General features: G+C 44.3%; 14 protein-coding genes. 4 read left to right on the top strand and 10 right to left on the bottom strand.

The features are described 5' to 3' along the window. The first annotated feature begins 4 nt into the window (after positions 1–4). From L0B18_RS04060 to L0B18_RS04050, 3 genes are read left to right on the top strand one after another with little or no spacing between them, the layout of a single operon-like run. Entirely contained in the window at positions 5–1,204 is a 1,200-nt protein-coding gene (locus L0B18_RS04060) for an NAD(P)-dependent oxidoreductase (protein ID WP_234568102.1), read from the top strand. 39 nt (positions 1,205–1,243) lie between these two features. Next, entirely contained in the window at positions 1,244–2,404 is a 1,161-nt protein-coding gene (locus L0B18_RS04055; protein WP_234568100.1) for a lactonase family protein, read from the top strand. A gap of 34 nt (positions 2,405–2,438) precedes the next feature. Then, positions 2,439–4,553 (top strand): M28 family peptidase, encoded by a 2,115-nt coding sequence (locus tag L0B18_RS04050; RefSeq protein WP_234568098.1) that lies wholly within the window; start codon positions 2,439–2,441, stop codon positions 4,551–4,553. A gap of 56 nt (positions 4,554–4,609) precedes the next feature. Here L0B18_RS04050 and L0B18_RS04045 read toward each other — a convergent pair whose 3' ends face one another. From L0B18_RS04045 to L0B18_RS04000, 10 genes are all read right to left on the bottom strand, one after another. Further along, positions 4,610–5,872, bottom strand: a complete 1,263-nt coding sequence (locus tag L0B18_RS04045) for a murein hydrolase activator EnvC family protein (RefSeq protein ID WP_234568096.1) — start codon at positions 5,870–5,872, stop codon at positions 4,610–4,612. Positions 5,873–5,877: 5 nt separating this feature from the next. Continuing rightward, entirely contained in the window at positions 5,878–6,750 is an 873-nt protein-coding gene (locus L0B18_RS04040; protein ID WP_234568094.1) for a DUF4292 domain-containing protein, read from the bottom strand. A 20-nt stretch (positions 6,751–6,770) separates the two neighbouring features. Next, positions 6,771–8,471, bottom strand: coding sequence for a tetratricopeptide repeat protein (locus L0B18_RS04035; protein ID WP_234568092.1), 1,701 nt, complete (start codon positions 8,469–8,471; stop codon positions 6,771–6,773). A 437-nt stretch (positions 8,472–8,908) separates the two neighbouring features. Next, complete coding sequence (locus L0B18_RS19670) at positions 8,909–9,127, bottom strand: methyltransferase domain-containing protein (RefSeq protein ID WP_255695553.1); 219 nt, start codon at positions 9,125–9,127, stop codon at positions 8,909–8,911. After that, positions 9,090–9,317: a hypothetical protein gene (locus tag L0B18_RS04025; protein ID WP_234568089.1), complete on the bottom strand. Its 228-nt coding sequence runs from the start codon at positions 9,315–9,317 to the stop codon at positions 9,090–9,092. Before L0B18_RS04025 ends, L0B18_RS19670 begins: the two co-directional genes overlap by 38 nt. Before the next feature lie 297 nt (positions 9,318–9,614). Further along, the gene (locus L0B18_RS04020) at positions 9,615–10,169 is read right to left on the bottom strand and encodes a hypothetical protein (RefSeq protein ID WP_234568087.1); all 555 of its coding nucleotides are present in this window, start codon (positions 10,167–10,169) and stop codon (positions 9,615–9,617) included. 27 nt (positions 10,170–10,196) lie between these two features. Continuing rightward, complete coding sequence (locus L0B18_RS04015; protein WP_234568085.1) at positions 10,197–10,703, bottom strand: hypothetical protein; 507 nt, start codon at positions 10,701–10,703, stop codon at positions 10,197–10,199. A gap of 125 nt (positions 10,704–10,828) precedes the next feature. Continuing rightward, a complete protein-coding gene (locus L0B18_RS04010; RefSeq protein ID WP_234568082.1) occupies positions 10,829–12,478 on the bottom strand; it encodes a hypothetical protein in 1,650 nt (549 codons plus the stop codon). Positions 12,479–12,774: 296 nt separating this feature from the next. Further along, complete coding sequence (locus L0B18_RS04005; protein ID WP_234568080.1) at positions 12,775–13,308, bottom strand: hypothetical protein; 534 nt, start codon at positions 13,306–13,308, stop codon at positions 12,775–12,777. Positions 13,309–13,455: 147 nt separating this feature from the next. Further along, complete coding sequence (locus L0B18_RS04000) at positions 13,456–13,863, bottom strand: hypothetical protein (RefSeq protein ID WP_234568078.1); 408 nt, start codon at positions 13,861–13,863, stop codon at positions 13,456–13,458. 257 nt (positions 13,864–14,120) lie between these two features. On the opposite strand from L0B18_RS04000, the gene L0B18_RS03995 reads away from it, so the two are divergent. Then, on the top strand, positions 14,121–17,348 hold the full coding sequence (locus tag L0B18_RS03995; protein WP_370647526.1) for a CotH kinase family protein: 3,228 nt from the start codon (positions 14,121–14,123) through the stop codon (positions 17,346–17,348). The last annotated feature ends 51 nt before the right edge of the window (positions 17,349–17,399 follow it).

Here is a 17,399-nt window from a genome sequence, read left to right as displayed (position 1 = left end):
AATTATGACTGTTTATATTGCAGATAAGCTGCCACCTGAAGCCATTTCCGAACTTGAGAACCTGGGACAAAATGTAATTAACAACCCCACAGCTTCAGCGTCTGATCTTGACAACGGACTCGAAGATGCTAACGTGTTAATCGTCCGCTCAACTGTTGTTAGCAAATCCTGTATTGAGAAAAGCCCGAATTTAAGTTTGATTGTCCGGGCCGGAGCCGGAGTTAACAATATCGATATTGCTGCCGCAAGCAATTTGGGTATTTACGTTGCCAACTGTCCGGGAAAAAATGCCATTGCCGTTGCAGAATTAACAATGGGATTGATTATCGGCCTTGACCGGTATCTTGCAGACAATGTAGCCGATTTCAAAGCCGGTAAATGGAATAAAGCTACTTACAGTAAAGCCGATGGATTATTTGGAAAGGTTTTGGGAATTGTGGGCACCGGCCAAATCGGAACGGAAGTCATAACCCGTGCAAAAGCTTTTGGAATGCCGGTAGTTGCCTGGTCGCGATCACTCACTCCTAAGAAAGCGGAAGAACTTGAGATCATTCACGCCAAAAGCATCGAAGAAGTGGCTTCCAAATGTGATGTTCTGAGCGTTCATCTCGCTATCAATGCGGATACAAAGGGCGTCATCTCCAAAGATGTTCTTTCCAGCTTAAAAGACGGCGCGTGTTTCATCAACACTTCACGCGCAGGAATTGTGGACGAAGAGGCGCTTTACCAGGAACTAAAATCAGGACGAATCAAAGCGGGACTGGATGTTTTCAGTGATGAACCCGAGTTCAAGCAGGGAGAATTTTCAAGCCGATTCCAGGAATTAGCCAATGTATATGTAACGCATCATATTGGCGCCAGCACAAACCAGGCCCAGCTCGCCGTTGCTTCCGATGCTGTGGATATTGTCCGGGGCTATGTTCAGGAAGGTCATGTTCGTAACTGGCTAAACCGCTGTGAACAGACCGAATCACCATGGCAGCTTGTGGTTCGGCATTACGACAAACCGGGTGTGATTGCAAATGTGATGAGTGAAATTCGCAAGGCAAAAATCAACGCACAGGAATTAACCAATGTTATTTTTGAGGGAAAACAAACCGCCTGCTGTACGATTCAACTCGATGCTGAACCCTCATCAGAAATCATGAAAAATATTCGAACCCGGCAGAATGAAGTAATCAGCGCAACACTGATTCAGTTATAAAAAAGCCGTATACTCTGTTTTCCTAACCCAATAAATCCTATGGAATCTCCTGTAACGCTTTCCTTACTTGCGGTAGCTTTGCTATTGATGGCAGGCTGTACCCAACAACAAGTTGAAAATCGGCCGGAAACAGACACAAATTATTACCTGTTTGTAGGCACATATACAGGCGAAGGCAGTGACGGTATTTACCTGTATGAATTCAATTCAGAAGATGGCTCCGTCATACCGGTCGATACAGCAAAAGGCATTTCCAATCCATCCTACCTGACCCTCACTCCCGATCACTCCTTTTTGTATGCTGTAAATGAGGAAGCTGATTCAGCAGATGCATCCGTCAGTGCATTCTCATTTGATAAGGAAAATGCTGAAATTACATTTCTCAACAAACAATCCAGTCGTGGTGGGGCCCCCTGCTATGTCAGCACCGATCAAAGCGGAAAAGCCGTATTTGTCGGAAACTATTTGGGCGGATCATTGGCGATGTTTCCGGTTGAGGAAGATGGGTCACTCGCCGACCCCAAATCGACAACTGTGCATGAGGGAAGCAGCGTAAATGAAAATCGCCAGAACTCACCTCACGTTCATTGTACGGTCATCTCTCCTGATAATAAAACACTTTTTGTAACCGATCTTGGAACGGATACCGTCACCGGTTATGCGTTTGATAGTGATTCATTAACATTGCAAAATACACCTTCCACCATTTTTGTCACGGAACCCGGCGCCGGCCCCCGGCATCTCACATTTCATCCAGGAGGTGAGTATGCTTACCTGGTAAATGAATTGAACGGCACCGTGGTTGCTTTCTCCTACGATGGAGAATCACTAGTGGAACTGCAAACCATCAGCACTTTGCCAGAGAATTATGAAGGCTCATTTTCCGGGGCTGATATTCACGTTTCTGCCGACGGCCGATTTCTTTATACCTCCAACCGCGAAGACCTGAACAACATTGTGATTTACTCCATTGATCAGAATTCGGGATTGCTGAAAAAAGTTGGAGAACATTCATCCGGTGGTGCGCATCCCCGAAACTTTATGATTGACCCCAGTGGCTCTTTCCTTCTCGTTGCCAATCGAAATACAGATAATATTGTGATTTTTGCAAGGGACCAGGAATCCGGTTTGATTTCTCCGACCGGAACTGAAGTCAGCGTTTCTCAACCTGTCAGCTTACAAATGGTTCCCATCGATTGACCTATATTTCAACTACTAACTTTTTGTCCACTTCATGCGATTTTTCCTGCTTAGCCTGTTTCTTTTTTCATTCGCTTCCCTGCAAGCTCAGATTCCTGACCAACTAAAAGGCTTTCATGACGATAGGGTATCGTCTCAGCTTGAAAATGAACAATTCCTGATCAATCAACTGTCCCCGGAAATCTATCGAAAACACCTCTACAATCTGACGCAACGCCCGCATATTGCAGGGACTGTAAACAGCCGGAAGGTGATTGCGTACATGAGTGAATCCATGGAAACTGCCGGGTTGAAAGTAAATCAATACGATTACGATGCATGGATGCCCCGCCCCGGATCTGTTGAGATTTCTATTGTTAAACCAATTCGAATGCCTCTCAATAACCAAGAATATATTTTTGATGAGGATCCTTATTCTGAGGATTTCGAACTGGTTCATGGTTGGAATGCTTTTAGCGGATCAGGCAATGTAACCTCCGAAGTTGTATATGCAAATTTCGGAAGAAAAGAAGACTTTAAACAACTTGAAGAGCTTGGAATTGATGTTACCGGCAAAATTGTCATTGCCAGATATGGCGGAAACTTCCGGGGCTACAAAGCAAAATTTGCTGAAGATGCAGGAGCAGCCGGACTGATCATTTATACCGATCCGGAAAATGGTGGATATGTGAACGGGCTCACCTATCCCGAGGGGCGATACAGTGATGAAAGCACGATTCAGCGCGGTTCTATTTTAACATTGGATTATTATGGAGATCCTCTTACACCGTTTGAACCCGCACTTCCCTTAGATAGCGATGATTCCGTAGAGCGATTGGAACAAAGTGAAGTTGATTTTCACACAATTCCTGTTGCCCCAATCGGATACGGTGCTGCCAAAGAAATCTTTGCCAGAATGGAGGGAGAGCCTGTTCCACAAGACTGGCAGGGCGGTCTTCCTTATACCTACAGGTTAACGGGTGGAAAAGGGTTACAAGTAAATCTGAATGTAGATCAACCTCACGATTTTACCAGGATTTCAAATGTTGTAGGTACAATTGAAGGTTCTGAGTATCCTGACGAGTGGATTATCTTGGGCTCTCATCATGATGCCTGGGGATTTGGAGCTACTGATCCCAATAGTGGAACAGCAATGTTATTAACACTGGCTGACGGGTTCGGTCAACTTCTTAACAATGGCTGGAAGCCGAAACGAAGTATTTTAATCGGCCACTGGGATGCCGAAGAGTTTATGTTAATCGGTTCGTCCGAATGGGTTGAAGACCTGCGGGAAGAACTCGGTGCAAATTCCATTCTTTATCTGAATGCAGATATGTCAGTGACCGGACCAAATTTCAGATCGTCAGCCTCCCCTTCTCTGAAAGATCCTATTATTGAAGCTACAAAAGTAGTACCGCATCCCGATTATGCTGATTCTGCCATTTACGATACCTGGATTCGTCCCGGTCAGGAAACACCTTCTATGGGTAATCTCGGCGGAGGGTCCGATCATGTTGGATTTTACATGCATCTCGGGATTCCATCAGCCGGAGTTTCAATATCAGGAAGTGTTCCGGTGTATCACAGCAATTTCGATTCGTTTCATTTTTATGAGTCATTCATCGACAGTACGTTTAGTTATGGCCCCGCATTATCCGGTGTGTATGGAGTAGTTGCTTCAAGATTTGCTGATGCGGACATCCTGCCATACGATCTTGCCCGATATGCCGAAGATATTTCCGGTCACATCGGCGCTCTGGAACGCCGTGCCAATGACCTGGAACGGGGGCTTCAAACCGAATCGCTTAAAGAAACCATCGCCGAAATCGATAGCGTCTCTTCTTCCATAGAATCCCATTTTCCAGACTTCATCGCATCCAATCCGGATCAGTCTCTGCTCAATGAAATCAACCAAAAACTGATTAAGGTAGAGCGCTCTTTTTTGGATGAGAAAGGACTTCCATTCAGCGCGTGGCAAAAATCACTGTATGTTTCTACCGATCCATGGAGCGGTTACGCCTCCTGGATGATTCCCGGTGTGCGATATGTGATTGAAGATGACCGGAGTGATGATGAGCTAAATCAAGAGCTGAATAGGTTTAATGCGGCTGTTGAACGATTACTTCATTCGCTGAAGGAGATTGAGAATGCTTTAAATATCGAACAGTGAATATTCGATATCGAATTTCGAAGAGAAAATACTTCGAGATTGGATATTCGATATACCTAAAGCCTGGCTCCTTCCAGCCACAGTTCCGGATCCACCATTTGGCTGCCGTCTCGGATCAAAAAGAACAGTACGGTACCTCGAATGGAATTTTCATCTCCCGATAGGCCGATAACATCTCCTTTTCTTAACACCTGGTTTCGCCTCACATTGATTTCACTGAGATTTCCGTAGGCCGTTTTATAGTCGCCGTGGCTGACAAAGACTACCTCACCGTATCCCTGCAACGGTTGAATTCCGTATACATAACCATCATTAACCACTCTTACAGTTGATCGCGCCGGTACAGCAATATCTACTCCGAGATTTCGCGTTCGGGTTCCAAAAACAGGGTGAATGCGTTCCCCAAACTTTTCCGTAATGGTACCGTTATTTACCGGCCACGGAAGTTCTCCCCGTTGCTCCCGGAATTCAGCTTCATAGGAATTTAGTTCTGATTCGCTGACAGACGATTCTCTGCGTACAACAACTTCTCCGGATGCTTCTGCACGACGCAGCCGCTCTTCCTCACGTATCAGATTTTCCATGGCATCTTCGAGATTTTTGCGCTGCTCCTCCCGATTCTTCTTTTGCGATTCCAGGCTCGCAATATCTTTCTTCAACGACTCAACCATTTGCTGCTGACGATCCTGCTGTCCCTGCAATTCATCAGTCTCATTTTGGATTTCCTGAAGTGCAATTTCGTTTCTTTCGCTCGATGCTTCTAAATCTTGTTTCGATTGCTCCAATTGAAGCCGCGCCTCTTCAATTTCATTCAACTGTCCCTGCAGGTAATCATTAAACTTGGCAAGATAAAATGTCCGAACCATTAACTGGTTTATGGATGTGGAGGTGAGCAATAGCACCAGTTCTGTGGTGCGGCCGTGTTTATAGAGGTAGGTCAGGCTCTCTTTATATTCATTCATCAAAGCGGTTAGCCTTTGGCGGAGTTCAGCCTGGTTATTTTGAATCAGTGTGATCTCTTCCTGGATTTGCCGTTGCTGGCGATTCATCTGACGAAGCCGTTCACGCTGCAAGGATATAAGTCGGTTCAGCTCTTCGAACTGTTGGTACTCTTCATCATACTCTTCCGTGGTTTGGCTCAGGCGTCTTGTGTAGGTTGCTATTTGCTCATCCAGTGTTTCAATCTGCGAGCGAGTGGATTGTTGACGCTCCAAAATTTCTGACCGCATACGCTCGTATGAAGTTTGTGCCTGAGCTGCACTTGCCGTTGCAACCGAAGCAACGAGACAAGCCATCAGAAATGCTTTGAAGTTAATCATACCTGTCATCTGTAAATGGGAATATCGCCGGGGAGCTCAATACCGAGCTCGGGTAACTCTTCGTTGATTTCTAAATTCTGAACCAGCAGTGTGGCTCTTGATTGTCCGTCCTGACTAAAAATCGTGATTTTTCTTGGCAGTTGAAAACCTTCGATCTGAGCATATCCCTCGTAAATAATTCGGCTGTAGGGAACCGTTCGGTTGTTCGTTAGCTGGTTTACTTCCACAACCCTGCCGGACTCTTTTGATATTTGAATTCGTCCTCCATTCACAAGAACAGCTACATAAAATTCGTCCGATTCATACAACTCCTCTACATCTGATTCAAGAAATGTAAAATTAAAAAGGTCAAGCATATTTACAGATGCAATTGACCCCACACTTGTAAGCTTTCCCTGATTCAAAGGCACTTTTTCGGCATATTTGTCCACTCGGTTATAAACCAGAAGCGAATCGGAATCCACATAAATTTGTCCTCCCTCAATCCCAACACTTGTACGTACAGTAATCAGGCTTTCATTCCGGTTAGATAAGAACTGCAGAGCTACGCGTTCGCTGTTTCCGGGTTCGCTGACAAATGCACGTCCGTTTCCCGAAATGGTTTGAAGAGATTCGCGATAGTCAGGTACAAATTCCAGCAACTCACTGACCGAAATCTCAGCTTCATTCAAATCCTCATCATCAATCATCTCACGCGATGAGCTACACGAAATCATGACAAGAAGCAGTAGACAAAGTACTGGAAAGGATCTGCTTTTCGAAAAATTCTGAGTATGAGAATCGTTATTGCGAGCCTGCGAAGCAATCCCCTCCCTTTGACAAGCACTTGGAGATTGTTTCACTTCGTTCGCAATGACGGTTGGGATATTTGAAGCCATTCGCACGTGATTCAAACCAATCAAATCTGTTCCAGTTTTTCATTGAGATGGGTACGGCCGGGATCATCCTCGAGGGCTTTTTGCCACCACTCGCGGGCCTGCTCATCATTGCCGAGTGCCTCGTGAACATCTCCCATGTGCTCAAAAACTTCGGCACTTGCATCACCGCTGTCGATGGATTGCTGAATATAATTTTGAGCCTGGGAATAATTTTCCATCTGGAAATAGACCCAGCCGAGCGTGTCCAGAAATGAAGGATTTTGGGGATCGGAACCGACAGCTTTTGTAGCCAGTTCCAGGGCTTTTTCAAGATTTTCTTCGCGGACAGATAAGTAATATGCATAGTTATTCATCGCCGTGTAATTCTCCGAATCGAGGCGCAGTGCACGTTCATATGCATCCACGGTTTCTTGCCATTTGTCGAGTTGCTGTTTTACATCACCCAGTGTTCCGTAAATGGCCGATCTGAATTCACGCCGTGATGGTGCCATCGTTGCATTTTCCAGCCAGGTTTCTGCTTGCTCATGTTGGCCTTCAAACATGAACGAAGTACCGGTAAAAAACTGGATAAATGCATTATCGGGGGCATGTTCATTTGCCTCTTGCGAGAGGTTGATCACTTCCCCGTAACGCCCAAGGCTAAACAGTATCTGGATTCGCTGTGCCCATGCCTCGGCTTGTTCGGGATTGATTTCCGTAGCCCGCTCAAGATTGATCAGCGCATTTTCCATGTCATTCTGTTGCAGGTAATAATCGGCAGATACCAGTTGAGCCGGTGCATAATCCGGTTCTTCTTCACCGAGTGTTTCAATCACTTTTTGAACCTGCTGTTCAAGCACATCCTGTTCCGGCTCATTCTGATATTTCACCATCATAAACCGGACCAGCTCCATTTTTTGCGGCGGATTGATCATCGGGTTTTTCATCATCATCACAAACGTGTCTCCCAATTCTTCCCACTCGTTATTGTTGATGAAAATCTCGGCCAATAAAATCAGCGTGTTTGTATCATTGGGATTGCGATTACGGGCTTCAAACAAAACCTCTTTCGCTTCTTCTTCCCTGTCCAACTCCAGGTAAAACTGGCTGATGGTATGCAGGGTACTCAAATTTCCGGGATGCAGCTCCCGCATATTATGGAGCTCCTCAAGAGCATTTTCGGTCTGATTGAGCGCATTGTAATTCTGGAACTTGGCGAGGTGTATTTCAAATGTGTTTCCTCTCAATTCCAGGATTTGATCAAGCATTTCGTTTGACTTCTCCAGCTCACCAATATCTGTATAATTCGTGGCCAGCCGGTAAAGCACATCAATATCATTCGGGTGATATTCGAGGATTTTCTTCAGTGAATTAACTGCCTGTTCATTCCGGCCCGATTGATCGTACACGCGCGCAAGGTGCAGGTGATACCACTTATTTTCCGGTTCGAGATCGGCGGCGATTTGTCCGTAGTAAGCTGCATTCGTGTAATCTCCCGTTTCCAGGTACACATCCGAAAGAGCGTAATTCACCCCGGCGTGATCGGACAATTTTAGATGGGCGGCCGTCAGTTTATCCAGCGCCAGTTCGTAATCCTGGTTTTCAAAATCGTTGATGCCCTGGATGTAATATTCCAGCGCTTGAGCCTGCTCGTCGTCAATGGTTATGCTATCCTGCGCCTTCATCACCGCAGGGAATAGAAGCAGGAATACGAGTAGTAACTGTAGAGATTTTCTTGTCATTAAAAAAGGTCTGATCGTTCCTTGGAATTCATAGAACGAATGAATGGATCGGTAATTATAGTCTGGAAACAAAGAATGCTTCAATGTCCACCAAATGTACCAATCTTTGCAAAGGGATGTTGGGGAAGTTTTGGCTAGCGGCTGATGATTCTTGATTTATGATTTTCGACCTGTTCTTTACTTTTGTTTAAAAAACTCCGACTTACTTACTACTAAACCCTCCCACCTTTTTTACCTGATAAATTGTATCTCAAACTATCTCCACAGTATTTATAAAACGCTTACACTCAGATCCGGTTATGCAGCTACAGCCTTGTACCACTTCCGAATTGAATTCACATCGCCTACTTATTATATGCAATGATACCTTTAGTTAATCCAAACAACTTTTCCTCATATATGGTCACAGCCAAATATCTTTGAAAGTTCATAGCTATTTAACAGTCGGGTGTTTGAACCCAATAGGCTTTTCCCACGCGCCGGACTTCATCAGCAAACCGGCGTTGATTTTCAAATGAACCCACATGTTCAATCACACTGTTGGAGAAAACCACGTCAAAGCTTTTATCCTCGAACATATGCATATCCAGAGCATCACCTTGTACATATTGGAATTGTTTACCAATCGCTCCAGAGTTGGGAAAGACAAGATTCAAGCAACGCTACATTTTTCTCCAGCCCTGTGCCTGCCCAGGTGTGGCTTGTACCGCCAACATCCAGGATAAAAGTTTGGCAGTTGATATTGAATTCTGTGATAAATTTACCCAACCTCTTTTCTCTCAACCTGGAACTCACCGAATGGGGATTCTGGTTATTTGCAACACTCTCTGCAATGAATGATAACATGATGTTCTCCGTGAATGTTAAGATGGTACAAACTGCTCTTGAAACCTGAAACTGTACCTCAGAAACCCGACACGCCTGCTACTTTTGCGGATTACCGGAACCTAAGATCATAGCTATTACACGTGGGATGTGCCTCATACCTATTTGCTGCAGAAAGAACCTGACAGAGTGCGCAGTTCCTATCAGAGTTCGCTATTGTGACTCTAAAACGTTTTAGTTTAAACAGTACTCGCAACTCTACCAGGTTCTCACTTCGTTTGGACTCTGGCAGGTTGTTTTTTGGAAATTCAAAAATCCCTACTCTTCTTCTATTCTTACACCTTGAAAGCTGTACTCAAATGTGCGCTGCCGGTAATGGTATTGCCCCTCCAATTGAATGGTCTTGCCTGTAAACGAGCCGGCAGCTGTGTATCTTGGCCCCGCACTCTTCAAATCGATCTCAAACTCAGAATTATCTGAAATCCTCCCATAAATTCTGTACTGATCTTCATCCTGTAGCTCAATAGGAAAAATAAATTCATTAAATTGATTGGGCCCTGATTCCCCCGCATCAGCTCCCAACAAGCCTAAAAAACGAAGGGTATCTGTTTTTTCCTGTACCAGCCACACATTGGTGGTAAATGCAACAGAAACAGTATCTCTGGCTGGCTCCATATCAAAACAGGTAAATGTGCATGGATAGATCGTGCTTATTTTTGTACCGTGCAGAAAATACATGCCCGAAATAGATTCATTTGCTGTGGATTTTTTTAATAAAGACTCGCCAGCACTGCCAAATCCACCCCAAACAGAAGCTGCCAGGAGCACCAAAACTATAAAGGCCGCTGTTTTTTTAAAAGATGTATTCATCATTTTTTCTTTTCATTTTTATTGAACCAATTATCGGTCGACTGGATTTCCTGACAGATCGTAGTCTACCGAAACATTGCCATACGACAAGCGAGCGGTCAACGAAGTAATATAACCGGATGCTTGGTATCTGCGACCATCATGTTCAATATCAATTTCAATCTCCCCGGAAGATTTTCGCTTTCCGTATACCTTGCAATCATCAGAATTGGTACAATTTGGAAATACCTTCTTCTCAGCGATACCGGCATCGGCTCCTTCAAGGCCGTATATACGAACCGTATCCACCTTATCTTTAACCAGTTTCACATAAAAGGAAAACTCCGTATAGTTTGTATATGGATCCCTGTAATCAATTAAACGGTTAAACCATGGTAATCCTGAATGAGTTTGTGTACCTCTCAAATAATAGACGCCTGAAATATTATCAACGGGCTCTTCCGGTTCAACAGAGCAGCCCAATAGCAAACAGAAACAGGAAATTGCTATTGTCAGCGCTGTTGTTTTTACTCCATAATAGCTACTCATTTTATTCATGCTTCGTTGCTTAAGTTTTCGTGCTTTGAAAACACTTCAAAGATAACTTTAAGAAAATTCTAATCCCCGCAGTTAAAACCAGCGGGGATTTAAATGTTTTTTTGGGACTTTTCAAACGATGGTTGCTACCATTCATCCCATATGTCTTCGTCCATACCCGTGTCTTCTAATACTCTTGAATTGTGTCTAATTTGACTCAAGGTTAACCCGCAATAAATACTTGACCCACTGGAAGTTGGTGCATGAGCCTTGTTTAAAACTGGTGTCGGATCTCCACCGCAATCTCCACGATAACAATACCAATGGGCAACATTCCCATCGAACTCATGGTTACTACAGGGATCTGAGCCTAATACCCGGTATGAATAAAAGGCTACATTGCTTATATCTTCTATAGGATCACTAAACATCTTATTATCACTCACGCTGATATATTCACCTCCGGCCGCTCCAATTCCAGCGTTTCCAGGATTTACACCAATATTATCTTCTGCTTCCTGGTACTCACCCCCATCATCTCCCAAGATGATAAAAGAACCCGTATCAGAAACTCCGCTTCCCGTGCCATCCGTTCTTGCCCGGTTATTATTTACCTGTATATAGTCATCGTCTTCACCAAATGATTCATAAATACTGATAAAATCTTCTAATTTCTCCGAACCGTACTGAGAATTATGTTCTATTGAATTTCCGTTTATTCTTATCTCTTCTCCAGAACAGTCAGTACATTGGAAAAAATTTCTACCGGGATTTAATGCTTCATTATCAAGTACCTTTAGGGGGCCAATGCTATTGTCAAATAAAATACTGGAAGATACATCTTCAAAATATGAACCCTGAACAATTAAATCTTCCGCATCATCAATTCGGATTGCACTATAAAATTCTCCATTCTTACCATCCCCAATCTCAATAAAGGTCATATTACTGATTAACAACTCTTCCGTACCAGAATCGGAAAAAATTCCATATTCGTCGTAATCAGTAATTTCAATCCAACTGATGCTATTGCCATTCATTCCATCATTGAAGGCCCGGTTTAGTGAACCTTGGCCATCCATAGTAGGCCCTCCTACACCTACACCTACCCATGCATTTCCGGTTTTTGAATTATTAACGGATTGACCCGTGTGAGTACCTGCCTGAACATAAAAAACGGAACCAGTCGGGCATATTCCATTTGCCATATTAAAATTATCTCCAGTATATAGCAAAACCTGTCCAGACGGGGTTACATCGAATGTAGTTTCACAGCTGGATAACATCATGGTTGTGCCGCCACCATTAAATTTAATCAATAATTCGCGAATATCTTCAGCACTAAGGTCCCGTGTTTTACGGCCCCTATCAGATGCCAGAATTCGCTCTACCTCTTTACTTAAGGCAGCGTGTTCCTTTCTCGTAAGTGTTCGTACATTATCCGAGATTGCATATAAAGGCTCTACCAGTTTTTCAAGGGTCTCTTTACTGTGTGTTACAGTGCCTTCAGTAGCTTTTAAAATCGGTTCTCCAATCTCTAATATTTCTTCATCACTCAGATTGTCGATCTCTTCTATAGTCATCTTTTCTACTTCTTTCACCATCTCCTCAAACTCTGCAAATACTTCCTGTGGTGAATCTTTTTGTGCCTGCTTTGCTGCCGAAGCATTTACATTTGCGGTCGCTAATTGCTCAGTGCTGTTGTCAGTTGCTATATTGCTTTCATTGCACGAAAGCAAGTTTCCTGTTATGATAAACAGTACAATAATCAGAGTTGCAGTTCTTGCGTTTCTCATGGCTATACCTCGTTGATGTGTGTTTCGGTTGACTGATCAAACCGGCACCCGTTCGAATAGCTGCTGTTATACGTGCGTCCTGCTTATCAGCCTCCTTTTGATACTCCTCTCCTCAGAACTAATGGTCAGGTTTCTGTATCTATGCACTCTCAATGTTGCTGTACCTGTGTACCGGAATGTCCAGATAAGTAATAGAATAATGCACCACAAAGCCATTTGTTACAAAAAATCAACTAAGGTTATAATACAATCTAATTACTTAGTCGTCACACACTCCACAACTCTGCCAAGTTCTTCTATTCACTCAATAAGCCACCCTCTACTTCATAATGGACCGTTACATTCTGATAGTTAAAAACAGCCGTCATTTCTAAATAGGGATCGTACGTCTGGTAAATCTTCCCTTCCGCCTGGTAAGATCGGTCGTTGTTGGTGATTTCAATTTCTAAATCTTCGCCAACAAACATCCCTACTATTTCACAATCATCGGGGTGCTTGCAATCGGGATAGAGGTAATTTTCGCGTTTTCCCACATCAACGCCTTCCAATCCGTACATTCTTATCGAGTTTTCCTCCCCTCTGATGGAATGAATTTTCACTAAAAATCCGACGCGCATAGTGTAAACTGAAGCCACATCATTTTCAGGAATTGGCCAATCTGAATATCTCTTCGTAATCTGATTGCCGCTTACATAGAGTAATCCGGAAATTGCTGTACCTTCTTTGTCGGGATCTGTAGACGAATCATCGCAACTATACAGGCCTAAAAAGCCTGAAATGGAGAATAGTACGACAAGCCAAATTCCTTTCTTATTTTGAAGCCGTTTCATTCTTCCTCCACTATTTTTTGACCTTCCAAAATATAATCTGCACCGGCACCTCTGTAACGATATTGTGCCTGTATTGTCAGCCTGTCGTTATCAAGGTTCCCAGTGCCGTTATAGTGTCCACCCGGCGAAGAAAATTCAAACTCCAAATTACACGGGCATGCCACATTCTGTTGAAGGCCCCGTGCAGTCGGGATATGCAGCCCCGCCACTATACCCGGCAAACATTTCTCTTGGTTTGGTATTCACTCCTTCAAGTCCATCAAACAAAATAGAATCGGGATTTTCACTACTGAAGGTTAAACGAACGAGGAAAGATGTATTCAGCGTATCGCTTTCAAGAATATCACTTTCGCAACTTGCCGCATAACACAACCGGTGGCTTATCTGAGTGCCGTGCATATAATACACTTCTGTTTGATCCTCGGCGACGTCGATTTTTTGTTCGGTAGACTCAGATTTTTCCAGCTCTGTTTCGGAGTGATTTACGGTATCATCTGAACAGCCCAAAAACTGGAATACAAACAGAAGGAAAAGAAATGGTAGAATGTATTTCATACTTGATGATTGCTTGAATAGGAACTGACCGATACTTCTTGATCCCATTGTAAATTATTCTGTGGATTAATTCAAACCAAAAAAAATGCTACGCCTAGTGATCAGAATTTTTCACGAATAACAAGTCGAGAAATTTCCATTTGCACAATCTCTTTTTTTTGTCATCTTTCTATAACCATTTGTACTTCGGGAGCTAATTGAGAGGCGTTTTGAATAAATTTGTTACTATTTTTTGCTTGTTTCTTTTATTCGCGGTAGTGTTTGGTAGTCATGTTTTTGCGCAGAATTTGAAGCTGAACGAAATCATGTCGTCCAACGACGCCACCCTGGCTGATGAGGACGGCGACTACGAAGACTGGATCGAAATTTTCAACTCCGGCGATGCACCGGTCAATCTCTCCGGATTTGGACTTTCGGATGATGCAGACGAACCATTCAAATGGACTTTCCCCGACATCACCATCCAGCCCGGTGATTTTATATTAGTTTGGGCATCGGATAAAGACCGATCCGTTCCCGGCGGCGAGCTTCATACAAATTATGGCGTGTCTGCGGGAGGCGAGGAAGTTTTTCTTACACACTCCAACGGCGACCTTTTGGATCAATCTCCCGAACGGGAACTTGGAAATGACATCTCTCTCGGCCGCCAGCCCGATGGCACCGGAGCCTGGTTTCTTTTTGATGAACCGACTCCCGGAGCAGCGAACGACACCGAATCCCTTGTTGAGCAGCTCGATCAACCTGTTCTTTCGCATGAGCCCGGGTTTTATAATTCTGCCTTCAACCTCGAACTTTCTCATGACGAAGAGGATGTCACGTTTCATTATACACTGAACGGATCTACTCCAACTGAAGAATCTTCCGTTTATTCTGGGCCAATTTCTATTTCCGACAGAAGCAGCCAGCCGAATTCTTACTCCACAATTCCTACAACATTTATGGGCGGATGGCACGGATTCAGAGAACCGGCCGGACTCATCCCAAAAAGTACGGTTATTCGAATACTGGCAGTAAAAGATGGGTTCCGCCCGGTAGAATCAACCCATACATTTTTCGTTTTCCCCGAGGGAAAGGGTAAACATGAACTGCCGGTCATCTCCATTGCTACCGACAGCCTGAACCTGTTTGGCCATGAACAGGGAATTTACGTTCCCGGCACGCATTATGAAGAAGGGGACGATGACACCGGCAATTATTACAAAACCGGCGACAACTGGGAACGGATATCCTCTTTCGAATTCTTTGATGATAACGGAGAACTCCGGGTCTCACAGAATATTGGTGTCAGAATCCACGGCGGTTTTACCCGTCGTTTTGCGCACAAAACCCTTCGCCTGTACGCTCGCGGAGAGTATGGGGAAGGCAGCATTAACTACCAAATATTTCCTGACCTTGAGTACAATGAATACGAACGCCTGCTACTGAGAAACTCCGGAAATGAACAAGGCTTTACGATGTTTCGCGATGCAGCTGCGCATACCATTGTCAGCCATTTTAATATGGATACTCAGGCACACCGGCCGTCTGTGGTGTACATCAACGGAGAGTACTGGGGCATTCACAACATCCGCGAAAGATTCGATGACAATTACCTCGAACGGGTGTACGGCGTAGACGGCGACAGGATTGATTACCTGACCGGTCGCTGGGAAATTCAGTATGGGAACAACTGGCCGTATCAAGGCATGGTAAACTTTATTGATTCCAAAGATCTCTCTGATGAAGCCAATATGGATTCGGTTAAAACTCTCATGGATATCGATAATTTCCTGGATTATTACACGGCTGAAATTTATCTCAATAATACCGATTGGCCTTTCGGCAATGTAGATTTTTGGCGGCTTCATGTGCCTTATGATGAACATGCGCCGGTGGGGCACGACGGCCGCTGGCGATGGATGATGTTTGATATGGATGTGGGCCTGGGATTTGGGGAAAGTGCAGATTACAATATGTTGAATCGGGTAACGCGGCGCTATTTGTTCGATGATGTAGAATGGCCAAATCTTATTATCTGGAATCTCCTGCAAAACGAAAACTTCAAATATGATTTCATCAACCGGATGGCCGACCACCTGAATACTTCATTCAGAACAGACCGCGTGATTGGAATTATCAATCGCCTTCAGGCACAAATTGAGCCGGAAATGCCACAATATATTCAGCGTTGGAGCCGGCCGGAGAGAATGAATCAATGGAATGGGTTTGTGAATGTTATGCGAACCTTTGCCGACGAACGTCCCGATCAGTTGCGTCAACATATCTTGAATCGTTTTGAGCTTGAATCCACCGCACCCGTTTCTGTGGATGTGAGTGATCCCGATCATGGAAATGTTGTTGTAAACTCTCTCTTGATTTCCCCCGAAACACCCGGCGTTGATGAAAATCCTTATCCGTGGAATGGGATCTATTTTTCAGGTGTGCCCATTACATTAAAAACCCGGCCGGAAACAGACTACTATCTGTCTCACTGGAATGTTGACGGCCGAGAGGTCTACTCATATGAACTAACCGTTTTACCGGATACAACTGAAAACATCACGGCGGTCTTTAAAGCTCTTGCTCTTTCCGATTTTGAAGCACACCAACTGTCCGAAGGCAACTACCGGTTCTCAGAATGGAATCCAAAATCGCCAGAGAGTACGTATCCCGCTTCCATGGCCTTTGTTTATATGGATGAAATTGATCCGGATTTGGACTCTTCGGTTGGAGGAATTACACAGGGAGTTTATAATTTGACTTCCAGAACACGAATCAATGGTCTTGGAGAAGACGGTTTTTCGTTTATCAATACGGGAAATGAAGACGGCAATCGCGGCTATCCGGGCAACCGGCTGGGCGGAGCCATTCTTTTTTTGAATACCGAAAACCAGGGATCTGTTCGGGTTGAGTGGACCGGCGGGACTATAGAACCCAATTCACGGATTTACAATCTCCGGCTTCAGTACCGAACGGATTCCGACGAACCCTTCAGGGATGTTCTTGATGAAAATGGCGATCCCGTTGAATATGAACGAAACGAAATGGAAGGACACACACAAACCATCGGCCCCGTTATACTTCCCAGCGATGCCGAAGACCAGCCCGGAGTGGAACTCCTTTGGAGATATTATTTCACAGGCCAGCAGGATGATGAAGTGAGCGGACAACGATCCATGCTTAACATTTCAGAAATTAGCGTGACTTCCGAACCATTGCTTGGTGGAGATCCTGGTCCGCCGCAGAAAGTGCGATTATATCAAAACTATCCGAACCCGTTTTATCCGAATACAAGAATCCGGTATGATGTGCCGCGAAATCTGCACGTTCGTATCGATCTTTTTTCAATTGACGGCCGTCATATCACCAAACTGGAAGACCGCCAGGCCGGACCCGGACGCCACCACATTGATGTGGATGTAACCTCTCTGGCCAGTGGAATCTATTTATACCGGTTGGTGACAGATGATTTTTCAGACATAAAAAAAATGAGTGTGGTGAAGTGAAACCGCTCTTTATGAATGATTCAATTTTTAAACAATGAAACTTTCCTCCTA

The organism is Rhodohalobacter sp. 614A (assembly GCF_021462415.1).
Classification (GTDB): Bacteria; Bacteroidota; Rhodothermia; order Balneolales; family Balneolaceae; genus Rhodohalobacter.
This window is presented reverse-complemented; position numbering and strand designations above follow the sequence as displayed.

Bases quoted from the DNA above. Each gene is read 5' to 3' on its own strand.
- L0B18_RS04060 (WP_234568102.1), top strand. From the start codon at position 5: ATGACTGTTTATATTGCAGATAAGCTGCCACCTGAAGCCATTTCCGAA.
- L0B18_RS04055 (WP_234568100.1), top strand. From the start codon at position 1,244: ATGGAATCTCCTGTAACGCTTTCCTTACTTGCGGTAGCTTTGCTATTG.
- L0B18_RS04050 (WP_234568098.1), top strand. From the start codon at position 2,439: ATGCGATTTTTCCTGCTTAGCCTGTTTCTTTTTTCATTCGCTTCCCTG.
- L0B18_RS04045 (WP_234568096.1), bottom strand. From the start codon at position 5,872: ATGATTAACTTCAAAGCATTTCTGATGGCTTGTCTCGTTGCTTCGGTT.
- L0B18_RS04040 (WP_234568094.1), bottom strand. From the start codon at position 6,750: ATGGCTTCAAATATCCCAACCGTCATTGCGAACGAAGTGAAACAATCT.
- L0B18_RS04035 (WP_234568092.1), bottom strand. From the start codon at position 8,471: ATGACAAGAAAATCTCTACAGTTACTACTCGTATTCCTGCTTCTATTC.
- L0B18_RS04025 (WP_234568089.1), bottom strand. From the start codon at position 9,317: ATGTTATCATTCATTGCAGAGAGTGTTGCAAATAACCAGAATCCCCAT.
- L0B18_RS04020 (WP_234568087.1), bottom strand. From the start codon at position 10,169: ATGATGAATACATCTTTTAAAAAAACAGCGGCCTTTATAGTTTTGGTG.
- L0B18_RS04015 (WP_234568085.1), bottom strand. From the start codon at position 10,703: ATGAATAAAATGAGTAGCTATTATGGAGTAAAAACAACAGCGCTGACA.
- L0B18_RS04010 (WP_234568082.1), bottom strand. From the start codon at position 12,478: ATGAGAAACGCAAGAACTGCAACTCTGATTATTGTACTGTTTATCATA.
- L0B18_RS04005 (WP_234568080.1), bottom strand. From the start codon at position 13,308: ATGAAACGGCTTCAAAATAAGAAAGGAATTTGGCTTGTCGTACTATTC.
- L0B18_RS04000 (WP_234568078.1), bottom strand. From the start codon at position 13,863: ATGAAATACATTCTACCATTTCTTTTCCTTCTGTTTGTATTCCAGTTT.